The sequence below is a fragment of the Porphyromonas somerae DSM 23386 genome (assembly GCF_000372405.1).
In the GTDB taxonomy this organism is placed as follows: Bacteria; Bacteroidota; Bacteroidia; order Bacteroidales; family Porphyromonadaceae; genus Porphyromonas_A; species Porphyromonas_A somerae.
In genome coordinates this window covers 31,749-48,299 of record NZ_AQVC01000001.1, presented here as the reverse complement: position 1 = coordinate 48,299, position 16,551 = coordinate 31,749, and the positions used below count along the sequence as shown (strand labels likewise).

General features: G+C 51.2%; 16 protein-coding genes. 1 reads left to right on the top strand and 15 read right to left on the bottom strand.

The window, feature by feature from the left end; all coding sequences use genetic code 11:
• The 11 genes from metG to A3GK_RS0100155 form a co-directional block, all read right to left on the bottom strand.
• Window positions 1–2,055, bottom strand: coding sequence for a methionine--tRNA ligase (metG, locus tag A3GK_RS0100205; RefSeq protein ID WP_026161602.1), 2,055 nt, complete (start codon window positions 2,053–2,055; stop codon window positions 1–3).
• A 1,105-nt stretch (window positions 2,056–3,160) separates the two neighbouring features.
• Window positions 3,161–4,165, bottom strand: coding sequence for an ROK family protein (locus A3GK_RS0100200; RefSeq protein ID WP_018027509.1), 1,005 nt, complete (start codon window positions 4,163–4,165; stop codon window positions 3,161–3,163).
• A gap of 14 nt (window positions 4,166–4,179) precedes the next feature.
• Window positions 4,180–4,776, bottom strand: a complete 597-nt coding sequence (locus A3GK_RS0100195; RefSeq protein WP_244860704.1) for a nuclear transport factor 2 family protein — start codon at window positions 4,774–4,776, stop codon at window positions 4,180–4,182.
• Between the two features lie 469 nt (window positions 4,777–5,245).
• The gene (locus A3GK_RS0100190) at window positions 5,246–6,067 is read right to left on the bottom strand and encodes a purine nucleoside phosphorylase I, inosine and guanosine-specific (protein WP_018027507.1); all 822 of its coding nucleotides are present in this window, start codon (window positions 6,065–6,067) and stop codon (window positions 5,246–5,248) included.
• A gap of 14 nt (window positions 6,068–6,081) precedes the next feature.
• Window positions 6,082–7,365: an amidohydrolase gene (locus tag A3GK_RS0100185; protein WP_018027506.1), complete on the bottom strand. Its 1,284-nt coding sequence runs from the start codon at window positions 7,363–7,365 to the stop codon at window positions 6,082–6,084.
• Complete coding sequence (locus tag A3GK_RS0100180) at window positions 7,358–8,737, bottom strand: dipeptidase (RefSeq protein ID WP_018027505.1); 1,380 nt, start codon at window positions 8,735–8,737, stop codon at window positions 7,358–7,360. Before A3GK_RS0100180 ends, A3GK_RS0100185 begins: the two co-directional genes overlap by 8 nt.
• 104 nt (window positions 8,738–8,841) lie before the next feature.
• Complete coding sequence (locus A3GK_RS0100175) at window positions 8,842–9,519, bottom strand: RluA family pseudouridine synthase (RefSeq protein ID WP_018027504.1); 678 nt, start codon at window positions 9,517–9,519, stop codon at window positions 8,842–8,844.
• A complete protein-coding gene (locus tag A3GK_RS0100170; protein ID WP_018027503.1) occupies window positions 9,519–10,022 on the bottom strand; it encodes a dihydrofolate reductase in 504 nt (167 codons plus the stop codon). The genes A3GK_RS0100175 and A3GK_RS0100170 overlap by 1 nt, the downstream gene beginning before the upstream one ends.
• On the bottom strand, window positions 10,019–10,813 hold the full coding sequence (locus tag A3GK_RS0100165) for a thymidylate synthase (protein ID WP_018027502.1): 795 nt from the start codon (window positions 10,811–10,813) through the stop codon (window positions 10,019–10,021). The genes A3GK_RS0100170 and A3GK_RS0100165 overlap by 4 nt, the downstream gene beginning before the upstream one ends.
• Window positions 10,810–11,841 (bottom strand): thiamine-phosphate kinase, encoded by a 1,032-nt coding sequence (thiL, locus tag A3GK_RS0100160; protein WP_018027501.1) that lies wholly within the window; start codon window positions 11,839–11,841, stop codon window positions 10,810–10,812. The genes A3GK_RS0100165 and thiL overlap by 4 nt, the downstream gene beginning before the upstream one ends.
• 7 nt (window positions 11,842–11,848) lie before the next feature.
• Window positions 11,849–12,796, bottom strand: coding sequence for an HU domain-containing protein (locus A3GK_RS0100155; protein ID WP_018027500.1), 948 nt, complete (start codon window positions 12,794–12,796; stop codon window positions 11,849–11,851).
• A gap of 164 nt (window positions 12,797–12,960) precedes the next feature.
• Between A3GK_RS0100155 and A3GK_RS0100150 the strand changes: the two genes are divergently transcribed.
• Complete coding sequence (locus tag A3GK_RS0100150) at window positions 12,961–13,464, top strand: hypothetical protein (RefSeq protein ID WP_018027499.1); 504 nt, start codon at window positions 12,961–12,963, stop codon at window positions 13,462–13,464.
• A 260-nt stretch (window positions 13,465–13,724) separates the two neighbouring features.
• Here A3GK_RS0100150 and A3GK_RS0100145 read toward each other — a convergent pair whose 3' ends face one another.
• From A3GK_RS0100145 to A3GK_RS0100130, 4 genes are read right to left on the bottom strand one after another with little or no spacing between them, the layout of a single operon-like run.
• The gene (locus tag A3GK_RS0100145; RefSeq protein WP_018027498.1) at window positions 13,725–14,738 is read right to left on the bottom strand and encodes a S24 family peptidase; all 1,014 of its coding nucleotides are present in this window, start codon (window positions 14,736–14,738) and stop codon (window positions 13,725–13,727) included.
• Window positions 14,739–14,750: 12 nt separating this feature from the next.
• The gene (locus A3GK_RS0100140; RefSeq protein WP_026161600.1) at window positions 14,751–15,128 is read right to left on the bottom strand and encodes a VOC family protein; all 378 of its coding nucleotides are present in this window, start codon (window positions 15,126–15,128) and stop codon (window positions 14,751–14,753) included.
• A gap of 18 nt (window positions 15,129–15,146) precedes the next feature.
• Entirely contained in the window at window positions 15,147–15,638 is a 492-nt protein-coding gene (locus A3GK_RS0100135) for an alanyl-tRNA editing protein (RefSeq protein WP_018027496.1), read from the bottom strand.
• A gap of 14 nt (window positions 15,639–15,652) precedes the next feature.
• Complete coding sequence (locus A3GK_RS0100130) at window positions 15,653–16,546, bottom strand: hypothetical protein (protein ID WP_018027495.1); 894 nt, start codon at window positions 16,544–16,546, stop codon at window positions 15,653–15,655.
• Between the last annotated feature and the right edge of the window lie 5 nt (window positions 16,547–16,551).

Below are 16,551 nucleotides of genomic sequence, written 5' to 3'. Positions count from 1 at the left end.
TTAGGATACCTTACTGCCTGGCTTCACCTCCTTGCTCGTGGTGAGTACGGAGAGGGAGCCATCGGCCTCCATTACGGAGAGAATCATCCCTTGGCTCTCGATTCCTCTCATCTTACGAGGGGCAAGGTTGGCCACAAAGATCACCTGCTTCCCTACCAGCGTCTCAGGCTCGTAGTGCTTAGCCAGACCCGAGATGATGGTCCGCTCTCCAAAGCCATCATCGAGGGTAAATTGCAGGAGCTTATCGGTCTTAGGCACCTTGGTACAAGCCTTGACCGTAGCCACACGGAGGTCGATCTTCTCAAACTCCTCAAACTTAATCTCAGGGGCAATCGCCAGTGGTTTCGCCACCTTAAGCGCTGCCTCTGCATTGCTCTTCTTGATCGCTGCAAGGCGGTCGAGCTGAGCTTGGATTGTTGCATCCTCTAGCTTCTCAAAGAGTAGCTCAGGCTTCTCTAGCTGGTGACCTGCCTCCAATAGGTCGCTCCTACCGATCTCCGACCAGGTGAGAGCACCCTCCATATTCAACAGATGGCGTAGCTTCTTCATAGAGAAGGGGAGGAAGCTCTCCATTAAAATAGCCAGATTGGCACTGATCTGTAGTGCCACATTGAGGATGGTAGCTACCCGATCCATATCTGTCTTGGCCAACTTCCAAGGCTCCATATCGGCGAGATACTTATTGCCTAGGCGAGCCAAGTCCATGGCTCTACGCTGAGCATCACGGATATGGAAGTTATCAAGAAGGTTGGCCACATCGTCGCGGATGGTGCCAATCTCGGCAAGGACCGCCTTATCCTCCTCCTGAAGGGTGGTGATGGCAGGCACCTTCCCCTCAAAGTACTTGTGGGTTAGTACCAAAGCACGATTCACGAAGTTACCAAGCACTGCCACCAGCTCATTATTGTTGCGAGCTTGGAAATCACTCCACGTAAAGTCATTGTCCTTGGTCTCAGGAGCATTGGCGGTCAAGACATAGCGGAGGATATCCTGCTTGCCAGGGAAGTCGTGTAGGTACTCGTGGAGCCAAACCGCCCAATTCCTACTGGTAGAGATCTTATCGCCCTCGAGATTGAGAAACTCATTGCTAGGCACATTATCGGGGAGGATAAAGGAGCCCTCAGCCTTGAGCATCGCAGGGAAGACGATGCAGTGAAAGACGATATTGTCCTTACCGATGAAGTGGATCATGCGGGTCTCGGGATCTTTCCACCAGGTCTCCCAACTATCGGGGAAGAGCTCTTTGGTATTGGAGATATAGCCGATAGGGGCGTCAAACCATACGTAGAGCACCTTGCCCTCAGCGCCCTCTAGCGGTACCGGAATACCCCAGTCGAGGTCGCGGGTCACCGCTCTAGGCTGTAGCCCAAGGTCGAGCCAACTCTTCACCTGTCCGTAGACATTAGGGCGCCACTCCTTGTGCCCCTCGAGGATCCACTCGCGAAGCCACTGCTCGTACTTGCCGAGAGGTAGGTACCAGTGCTTGGTCTCTTTCATCACTAGCTCCGAACCGCTGATGGCCGACTTTGGATTAATCAGGTCGGTGGCATTCAGACTGCTACCGCACTTCTCACACTGGTCGCCATAAGCCCCTTCGTTGCCACAGATAGGACAAGTACCGGTGATGTAGCGGTCGGCAAGGAATTGCTTTGCCTCCTCATCGTAGTACTGCTGAGTGGTCTGCTCTATAAACTCGCCCTTTTCGTAAAGCGTGGTGAAGAAGTCCGACGCCATCTGGTGGTGCGTTTCGCTCGTGGTGCGAGAGTAGACATCAAAGGAGATGCCAAACTCCTCAAACGACTCTTTGATCAGCTGGTGGTAGCGATCCACAATGTCTTGTGGCGTTACCCCCTCCTTCATCGCTTTGATCGTGATGGGCACACCGTGTTCATCCGAACCACCGATAAAGGCCACCTCCTCGCCCTTCAGACGAAGGTACCTCACATATATATCTGCTGGGACGTAGACCCCTGCCAGGTGTCCAATATGGACCGGACCATTGGCATAAGGGAGGGCCGTCGTCACCAAAGTACGCTTAAATTTTCCGTTACTCATATCCTTCTTATTTCTATCCATTGTATATTTGGCACAAAGTTACAAAAATCAAATGACAGCGAGATAAATAGTGCCATTGGAGGCAGGGGTTCGCATTAGAAAGAACTTGCCGTATGGCATTCATAGGTGCGTCTATAGGAAAGGACCCCGGCTGAGGGGTCCGTGTTAAATAGGCACAGGTCAAGGCACGCAGTGCCGTAGACCTGTGTATAACGATGTGCAAAACACCCCTACGACCCCGGCTGAGGGGTCGGACAACCTTATCTAGGTCTGACCCCTCAGCCGGGGTCATTGAGGAAGGGAATATGCTCTTACACACAGGTCGTTCGGGGCTACGCCCCTCCGACCTGTGCCTATTTAACACGGACCTCTACCGAGGTCCTACGGATACTAGCCACCGCGTCAGAGGGGGCAAAGCCCCCGAACGACTGGGGGATTAATGGTTGTTTTTTTCCTCTCCCTCCCCTCCCTACCACCTCTACGACGTCTCCTCGCGGAAGGTCGGACAACTCAATGTGTCTACTCTTTCAGGAATAGAGGAGGCTGAGTGTCTACACTTTTAGGAATGCGATGATATACCGACCCCATATTCCGCATAGGGGGCGGAATGCATTCCGTATGCGAGCGGAACGTATTCCGTAGCGCTGCGGAATCCATTCCGCACGCATACGGAATATAGGGTTGATACAAGAAGAGACTGTTGCACGAAGGCGATCTGCGGCGTTGCTTTCGGGATTCGGGCTCGGTCACGTACGTGAGTACGCTCCCAGTGCCCTCACCCTTAGCGCCTTGCATCTCATCCTTCGTTCAAAGTCTCAGCACATTTGATTCAAATGTGCGAGAATGGCACTTCGTACAACATTCTCAAGAAACGATTGTAGAAGAAACGAATGGCACCACTTAGGGTAGGAGAGTCGGTTGAGATGCTTTCCCCATTTTTCGAGACTTGGTCTCGGCCAGTGCTTTAATAGTGTTTTGTATTTCAGTGGATTACAACTTGTCGTTATGGGTCATATCTAGGGTGATGACTCTTGGGTTGTAATAAAAAAAAATCACCTAGAGGGGAGCCCCTAGGTGATTTCAAGATGTATTGGTGAGGTTTTGGTTACTCTGTAAGCAGAGTGAGTAGCTTGCGGTCGGCCTCCCAGCCTAGTGCACTAGCACCGAGGACTGCGGCATCGCTCTCTTTGAGTTCGCTCACGAGGATCTTCACCTTGTCTTTGTAGATATTGAGGAGGTTTTGCTCCATGTGTCGCTTCACTGGCTCTAGTAGGATATTGCCAGCTTTGGTTAGTCCTCCAAAGAGGATTATTGCCTCTGGACTGGTGTAAGCTACGGCGTCGGCGAGTGCTTCGCCTAGGATGGCTCCAGTCGTCTCGAATACATCAAGTGCTAGCTTATCGCCTTGCACAGCAGCATCGTAGACATCCTTTGAGGTTATCTCATCGATATTGAATGTGCGAAGGAGACTATCATCTTCACGAGCGGTGAGGAACTCCTTAGCAGTGCGTGCTACACCTGTAGCGGAGCAGTAGGTCTCAAGGCAACCAAAGCGACCGCAACCACAAGAGCGCCCGTTGCGACGGATAATGGTGTGCCCGATCTCGCCGGCAAAACCATCGTGACCGTAGACGAGCTTTCCACCCACTACGATACCACTCCCTAGCCCTGTGCCGAGGGTGATCTCGATGAAGTCTTTCATACCACGAGCAGCTCCATAGGTCATCTCTCCGATAGCGGCAGCATTGGCATCATTGGTGAGTGCCACAGGGATGCCCTTGAGTGCTTCGCTAAGGAGGAAGGCCATAGGGATGCGACCCTTCCAAAGGAGGTTGGGTGCAAAGTCAATGGAGCCGGTAAAGAAGTTGCCATTTGGGGCACCTACGCCTACACCGTGGATCTGGTCGATTCCCCCTGCGTCATTTGCAAGGTCGGTGATGGCATCTGCCAATTCCTTGATATAATCCTCTACTTTGATATGATTGGTACTCTTGATCTTATCGCTTCTGATAATGGTACCTCTCGCATCTACAATGCCGAAAACGGTATTGGTACCCCCTACGTCTACCCCTACTACATAGGGCTTGTTGTCGCTTGTTACGATTGCCATGAATTATCTATTTATCAATTGTTTTGTACATACACTGACTTTACCATACGGGAATTGACCTGATTGGCAAGGTCTAGAAATACCCTCCACTCATCGCCTTCGCGCTTTAGCTTGAGACTTCTGTCGTAGCTACGAGTGGGCACGCCATCTTTCTTCACAGACTCCTTGATCTTATTCTGGATCTCCTCGGGTAGATCTTTGAGTCGGTGACTCTTCATTGAGAGGATGGTCTTGGCATCTTCTAGTGAGAGGTTGCCAATCTTCTCTAGGTCGGGCAGGTAGATGAAGTAGGTGACAGTGGCGGTTTCGCCATTAACGCTACTGGTAAACTTATCTACCTTGATGGACTCCTTCACCTCGGGAATCAATTCGATGGCATCTGCTAGCTCATCTGGGATGGTGTAAAAATGCTTGAAGTTTTCGAGCGTCATCGCATCTTTATCCTCCTGTGTGAGTAGGTCGTAAAACTGCTCGAGGTCGCCATTGAGCTCTGCTTTCACGGCTTCTTCGGCCACTTCCTTAGGGTCTTTTCCACCACACGAAGTGAGGGTAGCAAGCAATAGACCTATGAGCATTGCCACGCTAATGGATGAATAAAATCTTTTTGCCATAATCATCAATTTAATGTATTCGATTGTCGTACAGAGGGACCCCGTGGGGGCTGCCTCGCTATTTTACCGCAAGTTACAATTATTTTACGAATTGGGCAAAGGATTAGCCCATTCTTTGATTATTTGTACCTGTCCAAAAATAGTTTTGGGTGTTAGGATTGATAAATGTCAGTCATAACCCTAAATGGACTGCCAAAATAAATATAACGCACGAAATATCGCCTGTTTGCTTTCATTTTGTTACTATGGAAATCTTTTAACATAAAAAGAGAGGAGAATAGTTGCAAGTATCAAAAATAATGCCTACCTTTGCACTGTGGTTTTTTCATAATAGTATTAGATTATAGGTTTGAGATTGAGGGTGTCGTGAGACACTCTTTTTCTATTTTGGGGGAAGGAGTTCAAAGGAAAAGGGGCTATATCATCCAGCGATGATATAACCCCTTTTCGGTTAAAGCTCTACTTTAGATTAATAGAGTGACTTGATAAGCTCTGTGAATAGACGGCCCATCTTCTCAGAGGCGGCATTGGCGGCACGTATTACATCGTCGCCATCGTTGACGAAGTCATCTGTGAAGTGGTACCCTTCGTTGGTGATTACCGACATACCAAAGACGCGGATATCGCAGTGGCGAGCCACAATCACCTCAGGTACGGTGCTCATACCGATTGCGGTACCTCCGATGATGCCTAGGTACTTATACTCCGCTGGAGTCTCGTAGCTAGGACCTGTCCAACCGACATAGACGCCCTTATGAAGCGGGATATTGAGTTGGCGGCCAATCTCCTCTGCCTTAGCAATCAGTGGGCGGTCGTAAGCTCGTGTCATATCGGGGAAGCGAGGCCCAAACTCCTCCATATTCTTACCAATAAGAGGGTTGGGGAGCATATTGATATGGTCTCTAATGATCATCAGATCGCCTACTTTGTACTGGTCGCAGATACCTCCGGCGGCATTGGAGACAAATAGGTACTCTATGCCGAGAAGCTTAAAGACGCGTACGTGGAAGGTCACCTTCTCCATTGGGTAGCCCTCATAGTAGTGGAAGCGTCCCTGCATGGCGATCACTGGGCTACCATCGAGTTTGCCCACGATGAGGTTGCCTTTGTGCCCTAGTGCCGTAGACTTAGGGAAGTTGGGGATATCGGTATAAGGGATCACGCGAGCGTCTTCTATCTTATCGGCCAATTGACCCAAGCCAGAGCCTAGGGTAATCGCCACCTTGGTATCTTGTGGTATCAGCGGTCTCAGGTAGTCCGCTGCTTCTTGATATTGCTTGTACTCTACCATAATCTTATCAAATTCTATTGCTTTTGTTTCTTACTTCTTTCAAATAGGTCGCGGGCTACGGTGCGAGCTTCGGACATAATCGCCTCCTCGCCCGGTACGTGGCGACCACGCATCAGCACCCGACCATCAACGATAAGGGTATCCACCGCACTACCGTTGGCCGAATAGACCGCATTGCTCACCAGGTTGTGGCAAGGGGTCATCTCGGGAATATCTAGTTGCAAAAGGGCAAGGTCGGCAAGTCGTCCTACCTCAATTCGCCCTGCGGGGATACGGAGAATCTCCGCACCTGCAAAAGTGGCTGCCTTGAAAACCTCTCCCGCCTTGGCACTGGTTGGATCTCCCGACCACGCTTTAGCGAGGAATGAGGTGAGCTTCATGGCAGTAAACATATCTAGGTTGTTGGAACTAGAAGTGCCATCCGTGCCAATACCCACGCGGATACCCTTTTGCCACATCTCCTCGATCTTGAAGCGGTAACCACTAGCGAGCTTCATATTAGAAGCGGGGTTGTGGACACACGCCACACCATGGTCGGCGAGGATCTGAAGCTCCTCGCTATCCATCCAAAGCGAGTGGGCGAGGACCAGATTAGGAGAGAGCACTCCTAGTTGCTGCAGGTACCTCACAGGGGTGGTGCCGTGCTCCTTTACGCACTCCTTTACCTCACCCTCAGTCTCGGAGAGGTGTAGGTGTACGAGTAGATCATTGGCCTTGGCGAAGTCGTGGGTGTACTGTAGCATCGGACCAGTCACTGTGTAGATGGCGTGCGGACCAATGGAGAGTTGCACACGGTCGGAGTAGCGCTCAAATTCCTTTAGATATCGCTCCATATTCCGCTTGTCCAGCTCTGCCCGTTCCTTATCCCCTCTATCGAATACCGTGTAGGAGACATTGGCCCTCAGCCCCATTTCCTCTACCGCTCTTGCGGTGCCGTGAGGGAAGGAGTACATATCTAGGAAAGCGGTGGTACCGCTCTTGATCATCTCGAGGCAAGCGAGCTTGGTGCCGACATAGACATCCTCCTCGGTCATATGTGCCTCCACTGGCCAAATCATATTATTGAGCCAATCCATCAGGCGTAGGTCATCGCCATATCCGCGGAAAAAGGTCATCGCCGCATGCGTGTGGCAATTGATCAAGCCAGGGATCACCGCCATACGAGAGGCATCAATCACCTCAGCCCCAGCCTCCATTCCTTGGAGGTCGCCGATGGCTACTATCTTATTGCCCTCAATAAGAATATCCCTCCGCACCCCATCAGGGTGCAGAGGGTTTTTGATAAATAGCTTACTCATTGTGTCCGTATCTTGCGTAGAATTCAGCCACGGTACGGATACCGATATGGAAGTTGTAGAGAGGGAAGTTCTCATTTGGTGAGTGGATAGCATCGCTGCCAAGTCCAAAGCCCATCAAGATACTCTTCACTCCTAGTACGCGCTCGAAGGTAGCGATGATTGGAATACTTCCACCCGAGCGAACGGCTAGTGGCTTCTTGCCGAAAGTAGCCTCATACGCCTCCTCAGCCACCTTGTAGATAGGTAGGTCACTTGGGCATAGGTATGGGGTACCACCGTGTAGATACTCCACTTTCACCTCTACATGATCGGGAGTTAGCTTATGAACATAGTCGATAAAGGCTTGTGCAATCTTCTTCTCATCTTGATTTGCTACCAGACGGGTAGAGACCTTAGCAAAAGCCTTGCTTGGAAGGATGGTCTTGGCCCCTTCGCCTTGGTATCCACCCCAGATGCCACAAAGGTCAAAGCTGGGACGGCTACCAGTACGCTCTAGGGTATGATAACCCTCCTCGCCATAGAGTTCCTTCACCTTTATCCCGGCCTTGTAAGCTGCTTCGTCAAATGGGATTCTTTTAGTCATCTCCCTATCGGCCTCGGTCAGCTCTACCACATCATCGTAGAAGCCAGGGATAGTGATACGTCCCTTTTCATCCTGCATCTTAGCGATCAGCTTGCACAACTCATTGAGAGGATTACCCACGGCACCGCCATAGATACCCGAGTGGAGGTCGTGGCTAGGCCCCGTCATCTCTATCTGCCAGTAGCAAAGACCACGCAGACCGGTAGTCATTGATGGGTTCTCAACACTCAGCATACCGGTATCGCTCACGAGGATATGGTCGCTCTTCAATAGCTCCTTATGCTCTTGGCAGAAGGCCTCAAGGCTAGGCGAACCGATCTCCTCCTCGCCCTCTAGCATCACCTTCACATTGCAGCGAAGTAGATCCAGCTTAATAGCTGTTTCTAATCCCTTTACCTGGCACATTGTCTGCCCCTTATCATCATCAGCCCCACGAGCATAGATGATACCATCGCGTACCTCAGGCTCAAAAGCCTCCGACTTCCAGAGCTCTAGTGGCTCGGGTGGCATCACATCGTAGTGGCCATATACTAGCACGGTAGGGAAGGAGGGGTCGAGTAGCTTCTCGGCATACACCACAGGGTTGCCCTTAGTAGGCATCACCTCCGCCTTGTCCATACCACTCTTCAGCAGTAGGTCGCGCCAATGCTCGGCACAGCGGATCATATCAGGCTTGTGCTTGCTCTGCGAACTTACCGATGGGATACGAATGAGCTCAAATAGCTCCTCTAGGAATCTCCCTTTATTCTCCTCTACAAATTGATCAATCTTCGGATTGGATTTACTCATAGTAAATGGTCTCTCTTTAGTTTGGTTATTAAAATACTATCTACCTCAAAGATACCTATTTTCTGCCAAACTTTAGCCACCTCGCCGAAACAAGAAAGGGGGGGTTACTTGAAGTAGCCCCAAAGCGGATCGTCGGTGGGGTAGGGAGCGACCACAGAGATTGCTTCGCCCGAGACGGGGTGTGTGAAGCTCACCTCTCTAGCGTGAAGCGAGATCGAGCCGTCGGGATTACTCCGCTTGGCACCATACTTCAGGTCGCCCCGAATGGTGCAGCCGATGCCACTGAGTTGCGCACGTATCTGATGATGCCGCCCCGTCTCCAGTCGTACCTCGAGGAGCGTATATCGATCGCTCTCGCCAATCACTCGGTAGTGCAGGCGTGCCTCCTTGGCACCCTTGGTGCCAGTGGCAACGATATAAGACTTATTTTGCTTAGGATTCTTCTTGAGCCAATGCACCAGCGTCCCCTCTGGTGCTTTTGGGGGTTGCTCCACAATGGCGTGGTACACCTTCTCCACCTTGTCGTCGTGGAAGAGCCGATTCATCCTCGAGAGCGCCTTAGAGGTTTTGGCAAAGACCACCACTCCGCTCACTGGACGATCAAGGCGGTGAACCACCCCGAGGAAGACATTCCCCGGCTTTTGGTATTTCTCCTTGAGGTATAGCTTCACCTTTTCGGGCAAAGGGACGTCGCCGGTACTATCGCCCTGAGTGATCTCCCCTGCTCGTTTGCTAACAATAATCAGGTGGTTATCCTCGTAAAGCACCTCGAATGCTGCCATTATGCTTTTCGCTTCCAGGTGGTAAAGGAGTAGGGGAAAGCGTTACGCTCATCCGCCTCGTGGGGCTCATTTTGTGTGCACTCCCAAAGGTCGATATCAATGTCGGGAAAGAAAGTATCTGCCTCAGGCCATTGATGGTGAACCAGCGTCACATGCAGCTGATCGGCCAAAGCTATCCCCTGTCGGTACAGCTCCCCTCCACCGATGAGGAAGAGCTTCTCCCCCTCCGCTACCTCCATCGCCTCCTCGAGGCTATGAACCACTTCCGCCCCTTCTGCGTGGTAGGCGGTGTTGCGGGTGACCACAATATTCTGCCGCCCTGGAAGTGCCCCCTTAGGGAGACTCTCAAAAGTTTTGCGTCCCATCACAATCGGATAGCCCATAGTGGTCTCCTTGAAGTGACGCAGATCGGCAGGGAGTTGCCGTCCCCATGGCATATCGCCCTTCAGTCCTATCGCCCCGTTATCCGCAATAGCGACAATAATGTGTAGCTCTGATTTCATACCGATACCTCCGCTTTGATGTGTGGATGAGGGTCGTAGCCCACGAGTTCGAAATCCTCAAACCTAAAGTCGTCAATCGACGTCACCTCCCGCACGATATTCATCTTCGGCAAAGCTCGTGGCTCCCGACCCAATTGTATCCGTGCCTGCTCTAGGTGATTGAGATAAAGGTGGGCATCACCAAGGGTGTGGACAAAGGTGCCCGGCTTTAGCCCCGTAACCTTCGCCACCATCATTAGTAGCAAGGCGTAGCTGGCAATGTTGAAAGGAACGCCGAGGAAAACATCGGCACTACGCTGATAGAGTTGCAGGCTGAGGCGACCCTCCGCTACGTAAAACTGAAAGAGTAGGTGGCAAGGGGGCAAGTGCATCTCCTGCAGCTGCCCTACATTCCACGCACTCACGATGATCCGTCGGCTATCGGGATGACTCTTGATCGTTTCAATAGCCTCTGCCAGCTGGTCGTGCTCCTGCCCTTTGGCATCACGCCAATGCCGCCACTGTGCCCCATAAATCGGACCGAGATCGCCCGCTTCATCGGCCCACTCATTCCATATCCGCACCCCGTGCTCTTGTAGGTAGTGGACATTGGTATCGCCCTTGATAAACCACAAGAGTTCGTAGATGATGCTCTTCAGGTGTAGCTTCTTCGTGGTAAGAAGTGGGAAACCCTCCGAGAGGTCAAACCGCATCTGATACCCAAATAGGCTCTTAGTACCAGTGCCAGTACGGTCGCTCTTCTCCACCCCTTCATCGAGGATCTTCCTCAGTAGCTCTTGGTATTGTTTCATTCGTCCTCCTCCTCTCTATGATATCCTTGTGCCACAATTGTCGTTTCACTACCTCCCGAGGAGACTAGTCGCACGCTATCCTCTGCTTCGGTGATAAAACCGATCTGCCGAACATCCTCCATTGCATCCACCAGATCCTTTAGTCCGAGTGGAATGGTAAAGAGTAGCTCAAAGTCGTCTCCGCCATTCATCCCTACTAAGGTGGGCGAAAGCCCCAGCTCGTCTGCCATACCCACTGTCTCGTGGTCTATCGGAATCGCTTTTTCATAGATGCGAGCTCCTACACCCGAGGCGTGGCAGAGCTGAAGTAGGTCGCTCGCCAGACCGTCACGAACGCTGATCATCGCCGTCGGTTTGATGCCAGCCGCTTGTAACTGCCTCAAGATATCCAACCGAGCAATCGGCTTCATCTGTCTCTGAAGAATATATTCACGACCGTCAAATTGAGGAGCGAAGTCAGCTGTTCCATCAAAAGCCACCTTTTCCCTAATCAGTAGCTGCAACCCCATGTAGGCGGCCCCTACATTGCCGGTAAGGCAAAGGAGGTCATTTTTCTTCGCACCACTTCGGCGTAGCTCCTCCCCAATGGCCACACTGCCGAGTGCCGTCACCGCAATGGTGAGGCCTGTGTACGAACTGCTCACTTCTAGCCCTACCAAGTCAATATTATATAGTGCCAAAGCATCCTTCACCCCAAGCATCAAGACATCTACATCCTCCACCTTGAACCTCTGTGAAAGGCCAAGGGAGAGCGTTAGTTGTCGTGGCGTTCCACCCATGCCAATGATTTCTGCCACGGCCGAGGTGACAGCCTTAAAGCCTAAGTATTGAAGGGGAAAGTAGACGAGGTCGAAGTGGATGCCCTCTAGTAGCAATTGGCTCGCCACCAATTGTTGCTCCCCCGAGGTGGGGGCTACCAATGCGGCATCGTCCGTTAACCCCAATAGCGTAGAGGCATGGCAGGTCTCCTCCAGCCCCTCAATGATATGGTCGCGGAGTCCAAAGGCTCCCAACTTGCTGATCTCCATGGGTCATTTATTGCTTATGGATCCAGGCGGTGCTAAATGCCTCCTCCTTCGTTAGCTCACGGAGATAGGTTTGTGCCTCCTCACTTGTTTCAAAGCTAGCGGCATAGAAGCGGTGTAGCCCCCGGCTAGAAATCAGTACACCCCCCTCATCGGCAAAGCGAAGGTAGTTGCTATTTTCATTGATAAACTTATGAGCCATGGTCTCATTTGGAAGCGTTGCCACCACCACATAGTAGCGACCTGGCTGCTCGCTCCCCTCCGTGATACGGAAGCCTTCAAAAGTAGGTGCTTGTACCTCCTCTACCACTGGTGTGGGCTCCTCCTTCTGCTCCGCCACTTGCTCTGTGAGGAAGCCAGCTTGGTATTGCGTTACGTTGCTAGGTGACTGTAGCTTTTGATTGGGAATGAAGATCGCCATCGCCACCATTGCAGCAGCTACTGAGCCATATCCGAGGCTTCTTAGATTGATAGGTAGGTAGTAGATATGCCCCTTGAGACCAGCCCGTTGCTCTGGCACTTTTGTGGCTGCTTTGGGGCGAGGTAGCATTGCCACTGGGCGAAGACCGTAGTAGTCAATGGAGAAGGGGTGGTGTGGATTGGGGATAAAGGTGAGATTCATCTCCCCTTTCGACTGTACCAACTTGCCCACTTCGCCGATCTCCACTACTCCGCTAGAGAGTAGTTGGGCTCGGAGCTCCTCAATGTCCTTCTCCATAATAGAGAGGGAGCGGCGATAGCCAAAGGAAAAGGCATCGCTGTAGCTCTTCACCAGCACCCCATCATTATCCTTCAGTGCTGCATTGAAGGAAATGCGACAGCGCCCTGGATAGATTAGCCCCTTCTGTTCATCTGCCACTGCTGGCTCGTGATGCACCAAAAAACCACCGATCCCTGGTACCACTACGCACTCCTCAGTGTAGAGAAGTTGCTCTATTTGCCTCGTTAGTCGTCTCATAATTCTACCTTATAATTCATTCTCCTATCACACAAAGATACCTATTTTTCCATAAACCGATAGTGGCGGTTGAAGGAAAAGAAGGGAAAGATCTACCAATTTTCAAGAAAAAGAGTACCTTTGTGGTAGATAATAGTATCAGATAAACTAATAAATTAAATGTTATGAAGAGAAAATTAGCCCTCGCAGTAATGGCTGTCGTAGCTCTATTTGGTCTACAAGCCAATGCTCAGAATGTAATGCAAAAAGGCACTAGCATCGTATCTGGTAGCCTTGGTATCACTAGCAGTTCGCTCCCTATCTACGCCTCTTACGACTATGGTGTGGTAGATAATCTATTCCAAAGCCCTGATGCTGCCCTCTCTGTAGGTGCCCTCGGTGGTGTGGTCCTAGGCAAGCATACTCTAGGGTATGTCGTTGGCCCTCGTGTAGCGATGCACTACCACTTTATCCCTGAGCTAGATACTTACTTCTCCTTGATGCTCGGTGCTTATGGCTACCACTACAAAGACAAGAAAGAAGGGGTGGATATTAATAAGTGGACACATGACTTTGACTGGGGTACTCACATTGGTGCTCGCTACTTCTTTACTCCAACGGTGGGTATGTTCCTTGAGCTAGGATATGGATATTCTTATGCCAATGTAGGTCTCTCCTTTAAGCTCTAATCTTTAGAGAGCACTCTATAAACAAAAATAGGCCGAAGGGGCAATTGCCCTTTCGGCCTATATAATTTATTTATGGTACCTGTATAGGGGAGCAAAAGTGGAGTTGCAACTAAGCGATCGACGAGTTGCAACTAAGCAAATGACGAGATGCAACTAACCAATTGCTTAGTTGCATCTCAATTTTTACCTTGGTAGGGAGTTGGTTATCAGTTGGTTATAAGGGGGCTGAAATCCACCTGTATTGGAGGTGTATTTGGGTGTTAGTACTTCATGGAGCGGCTGACCAATTCCACTACGTTGTATACCCCTATGATGTCTTTTAGGTGAAGCACGATGTCGGGATATTCGGGGTTGAGGCTATGACAGGTGATGGTGTCATTTTCGAGGTCTTGGTCAATTACCTTTTTGATGATGATGCCCTCGGAGTAGGTGGCAAAGACAAAGTAGTACCAGTTCTTACGGTGTAGACCTAATGACCAATACTCCCGTGCCACTTCGCGACAAAGTACCTTATCCCCATCGCAAAGGGCGTTGGTGGTGCCGTCGTCCATAGAGGCACCTCGGACGGTGAAGATATAGTAGCGACCTTTGTACCTGCGATCGACTGGGACGGAAAGGGTCAGCAACCCTTCAGGATCGGGGTCTCCATATCCTGTGAGTCGGCCAGCTACAGCAGCATCTGGGATAATAGGAAACTCCATCATCTCCGCCACTTTGTAGGGCGTTGCACTCTCTACCCCAGGCTCTTGTAGCGGCTTGATATAGACCTCCCCTCGCCCCCACAGGAGCCATTCTCTGCCATATTGCGGGAAGCGCTCATAGATGAGCTGCATGGTATTGTTGCTGGGCCGTGTCTTATTTTGCAAAGCTCTATAGATAGTGCTAGGGTGGGTGAGACCAATCTCCTTTGCAAAGTCTTGCACGCTGTATCCCTCCTGCTCTACCACGTAAGCGACACGTTTCCAGCGGGCACCACTTGCCTCATCGGGATCCACCTCTAGCTTGGTCCTCATATTGCCGGTACCATCGTAGAGCCAGTCGCTTGAGTACTCCTTTCCATAGACCTCCAGAAATCGGTCTAGGAAGCGATGCGACAGATACTCCGAAGCAAGGCTAAAGGCCCCTCGTACGGTGGAGATATTCATCTCCAACTTCTCCGAAAGATCGGCATAGTTTTCAATCAGATCCCTGCTGACTAGGCTCTCGTATATCTTGAGGAGCCGACGCTTGATCTGTAGCTTGTGCTTGGGGTCGATAGGTGGTTTCTGTGCCATAGAGCTGAGTGGTTACTTGAGTGGAAGCACCTCAATCCAATACCCATCGGGGTCTTGGATAAAGTAAAGACCCATCTCGTGATTTTCGAAGCAGATACAGCCCATCTCGCGGTGATACTCTCGCCATTGGTCGTAGTCGCCCTCTACACGAAGGCAGAGGTGATATTCGAGGTCGCCAAGATTGTAGGGCTCCTTGCGGTCGCGTAGCCAAGTGAGCTCTAGCGTAAAGCTGGTGGTACCGTCACCGAGGTATACTAGGATAAAGGAACCGTCGGAGGCCTCCTTTCTCCTCACCTCCTTTAGGCCAAGTGCTTGCTCATAAAAGCGGAGGCTCTTCTCGAGGTCAAAGACATTGAAGTTGAAGTGATCGAATCGGCTCTTTAGCTCTATCATATAATCTGTGTTTATTTATTCATCAAATGTGGAGTCGCTCTCGTAAAGGCGGTAGCGGATACGCCACCTGGCGCGCTCAGGGTCGTAGGCATTGGAGTAGATCTCTACCCGCCCTATCTGCTGAGTGTGTGCCACATGGCTACCGATGCAGAGGCAGGTATCGTAATCGCCCACCTGCACAATGCGTACCGCCTCTGAGGAGTCGTGGGGGATGCGACTAAGGTCTACATCGTACTGCTCCGCCTCTTGGCGTGTGGTGGTGAGGTAGGTGACGGGTAGGTCTTGTAGGATTATCCTATTTACCTCCTCCTCGAGTAGCTGCGCCTCCTTGTCGCCCATTGGTTGGGTGGTGTGGAAGTCTAGCCGTGACTTCTTGCGCTCCACGTGGGCATTGATGCTCCGCCCGGTATCAAAGAGACGGCACATAGCCTGATTGATGATGTGCTCGGCGGTGTGCATCGGTGGGTATTCCTCCTTATTGTGGCTATTGTATTGTGGGTCTGGCATAGCTGGTAGAGTCCTTAGAGTGCAAAGGTAAATCGACCGATGATGTAGCCATCGGCAAAGATCTCTACACGATAGTTGCCCTCCACTAGATATTCCTCTATATCCCAGTACATAGTGAGGGTCGTTGCCTCGCCACCATACTCCACCTGTCGCTTGATAGAGTAGGGTACTTTGCCCCCTTCAAAATTGAAGTGACCGCTCTCGGCGGGCTTCTGTAGAAGTACCTCGTCGGGGGTGATGATACGCATATAGATGTCGCGGAAGCCTGGTTCGGCGGTGACATTCTTATCAATTGTAAAGCGGAATTCTAGCTGACGCATCTGCTGGATACGCTTGGTCTCCCGCCCTCTTGAATTGAGGCGCCGTACATTGAAGCTAGAGACAGAGAGCTTGCTAGCAAGGGTCACCTGCTCGGTTAGCTTCGCCTTTTCCTCCCGTAGCTGTGTCCGCTCTGAGGTCACTTGGCTTATCTGTCGCTTCACCTCTTGATTCTCTGTGCGTAGCTCGGCATTGGCTCTATTGAGGGAGTCAATCTGCACTACATAGTGCCTGAGTACCTTGCGGAGCGTCTCTAGCTCACGGCGTAGCTCGGAGATACGTGCTGCGTTGGTACTCTTCACTGTCCGAAGCTCCTCCATCAGGCGTTGTACCTTGGCCTGCTCCGACTCTAGCTGGTGGAGGATGGAGTCGTTGCTCACCTCTATCTTGAAGCCCTCGTACTGAAGTGCCACCTCGTTGTATTGCTCTTGTAGCTCTTGCTTCTCGATCTCAGCGATATTCTGAATGTCGGTGAGTTGGCGACGCTGGCGAAGGATGGTGTAGATGCCACCCGCTATCAGGAGTGCCAGTAGGATAGCCCCTACGATAATGAGTGCTTTCTTCTTGCGTTTTGCTTCTTCTGTAGACATACTAT

Coding starts and splice junctions, on each gene's coding strand:
- metG (WP_026161602.1), bottom strand. CDS start 2,055: ATGAGTAACGGAAAATTTAAGCGTACTTTGGTGACGACGGCCCTCCCT.
- A3GK_RS0100200 (WP_018027509.1), bottom strand. CDS start 4,165: ATGGCAATCGTAACAAGCGACAACAAGCCCTATGTAGTAGGGGTAGAC.
- A3GK_RS0100195 (WP_244860704.1), bottom strand. CDS start 4,776: ATGGCAAAAAGATTTTATTCATCCATTAGCGTGGCAATGCTCATAGGT.
- A3GK_RS0100190 (WP_018027507.1), bottom strand. CDS start 6,067: ATGGTAGAGTACAAGCAATATCAAGAAGCAGCGGACTACCTGAGACCG.
- A3GK_RS0100185 (WP_018027506.1), bottom strand. CDS start 7,365: ATGAGTAAGCTATTTATCAAAAACCCTCTGCACCCTGATGGGGTGCGG.
- A3GK_RS0100180 (WP_018027505.1), bottom strand. CDS start 8,737: ATGAGTAAATCCAATCCGAAGATTGATCAATTTGTAGAGGAGAATAAA.
- A3GK_RS0100175 (WP_018027504.1), bottom strand. CDS start 9,519: ATGGCAGCATTCGAGGTGCTTTACGAGGATAACCACCTGATTATTGTT.
- A3GK_RS0100170 (WP_018027503.1), bottom strand. CDS start 10,022: ATGAAATCAGAGCTACACATTATTGTCGCTATTGCGGATAACGGGGCG.
- A3GK_RS0100165 (WP_018027502.1), bottom strand. CDS start 10,813: ATGAAACAATACCAAGAGCTACTGAGGAAGATCCTCGATGAAGGGGTG.
- thiL (WP_018027501.1), bottom strand. CDS start 11,841: ATGGAGATCAGCAAGTTGGGAGCCTTTGGACTCCGCGACCATATCATT.
- A3GK_RS0100155 (WP_018027500.1), bottom strand. CDS start 12,796: ATGAGACGACTAACGAGGCAAATAGAGCAACTTCTCTACACTGAGGAG.
- A3GK_RS0100150 (WP_018027499.1), top strand. CDS start 12,961: ATGAAGAGAAAATTAGCCCTCGCAGTAATGGCTGTCGTAGCTCTATTT.
- A3GK_RS0100145 (WP_018027498.1), bottom strand. CDS start 14,738: ATGGCACAGAAACCACCTATCGACCCCAAGCACAAGCTACAGATCAAG.
- A3GK_RS0100135 (WP_018027496.1), bottom strand. CDS start 15,638: ATGCCAGACCCACAATACAATAGCCACAATAAGGAGGAATACCCACCG.
- A3GK_RS0100130 (WP_018027495.1), bottom strand. CDS start 16,546: ATGTCTACAGAAGAAGCAAAACGCAAGAAGAAAGCACTCATTATCGTA.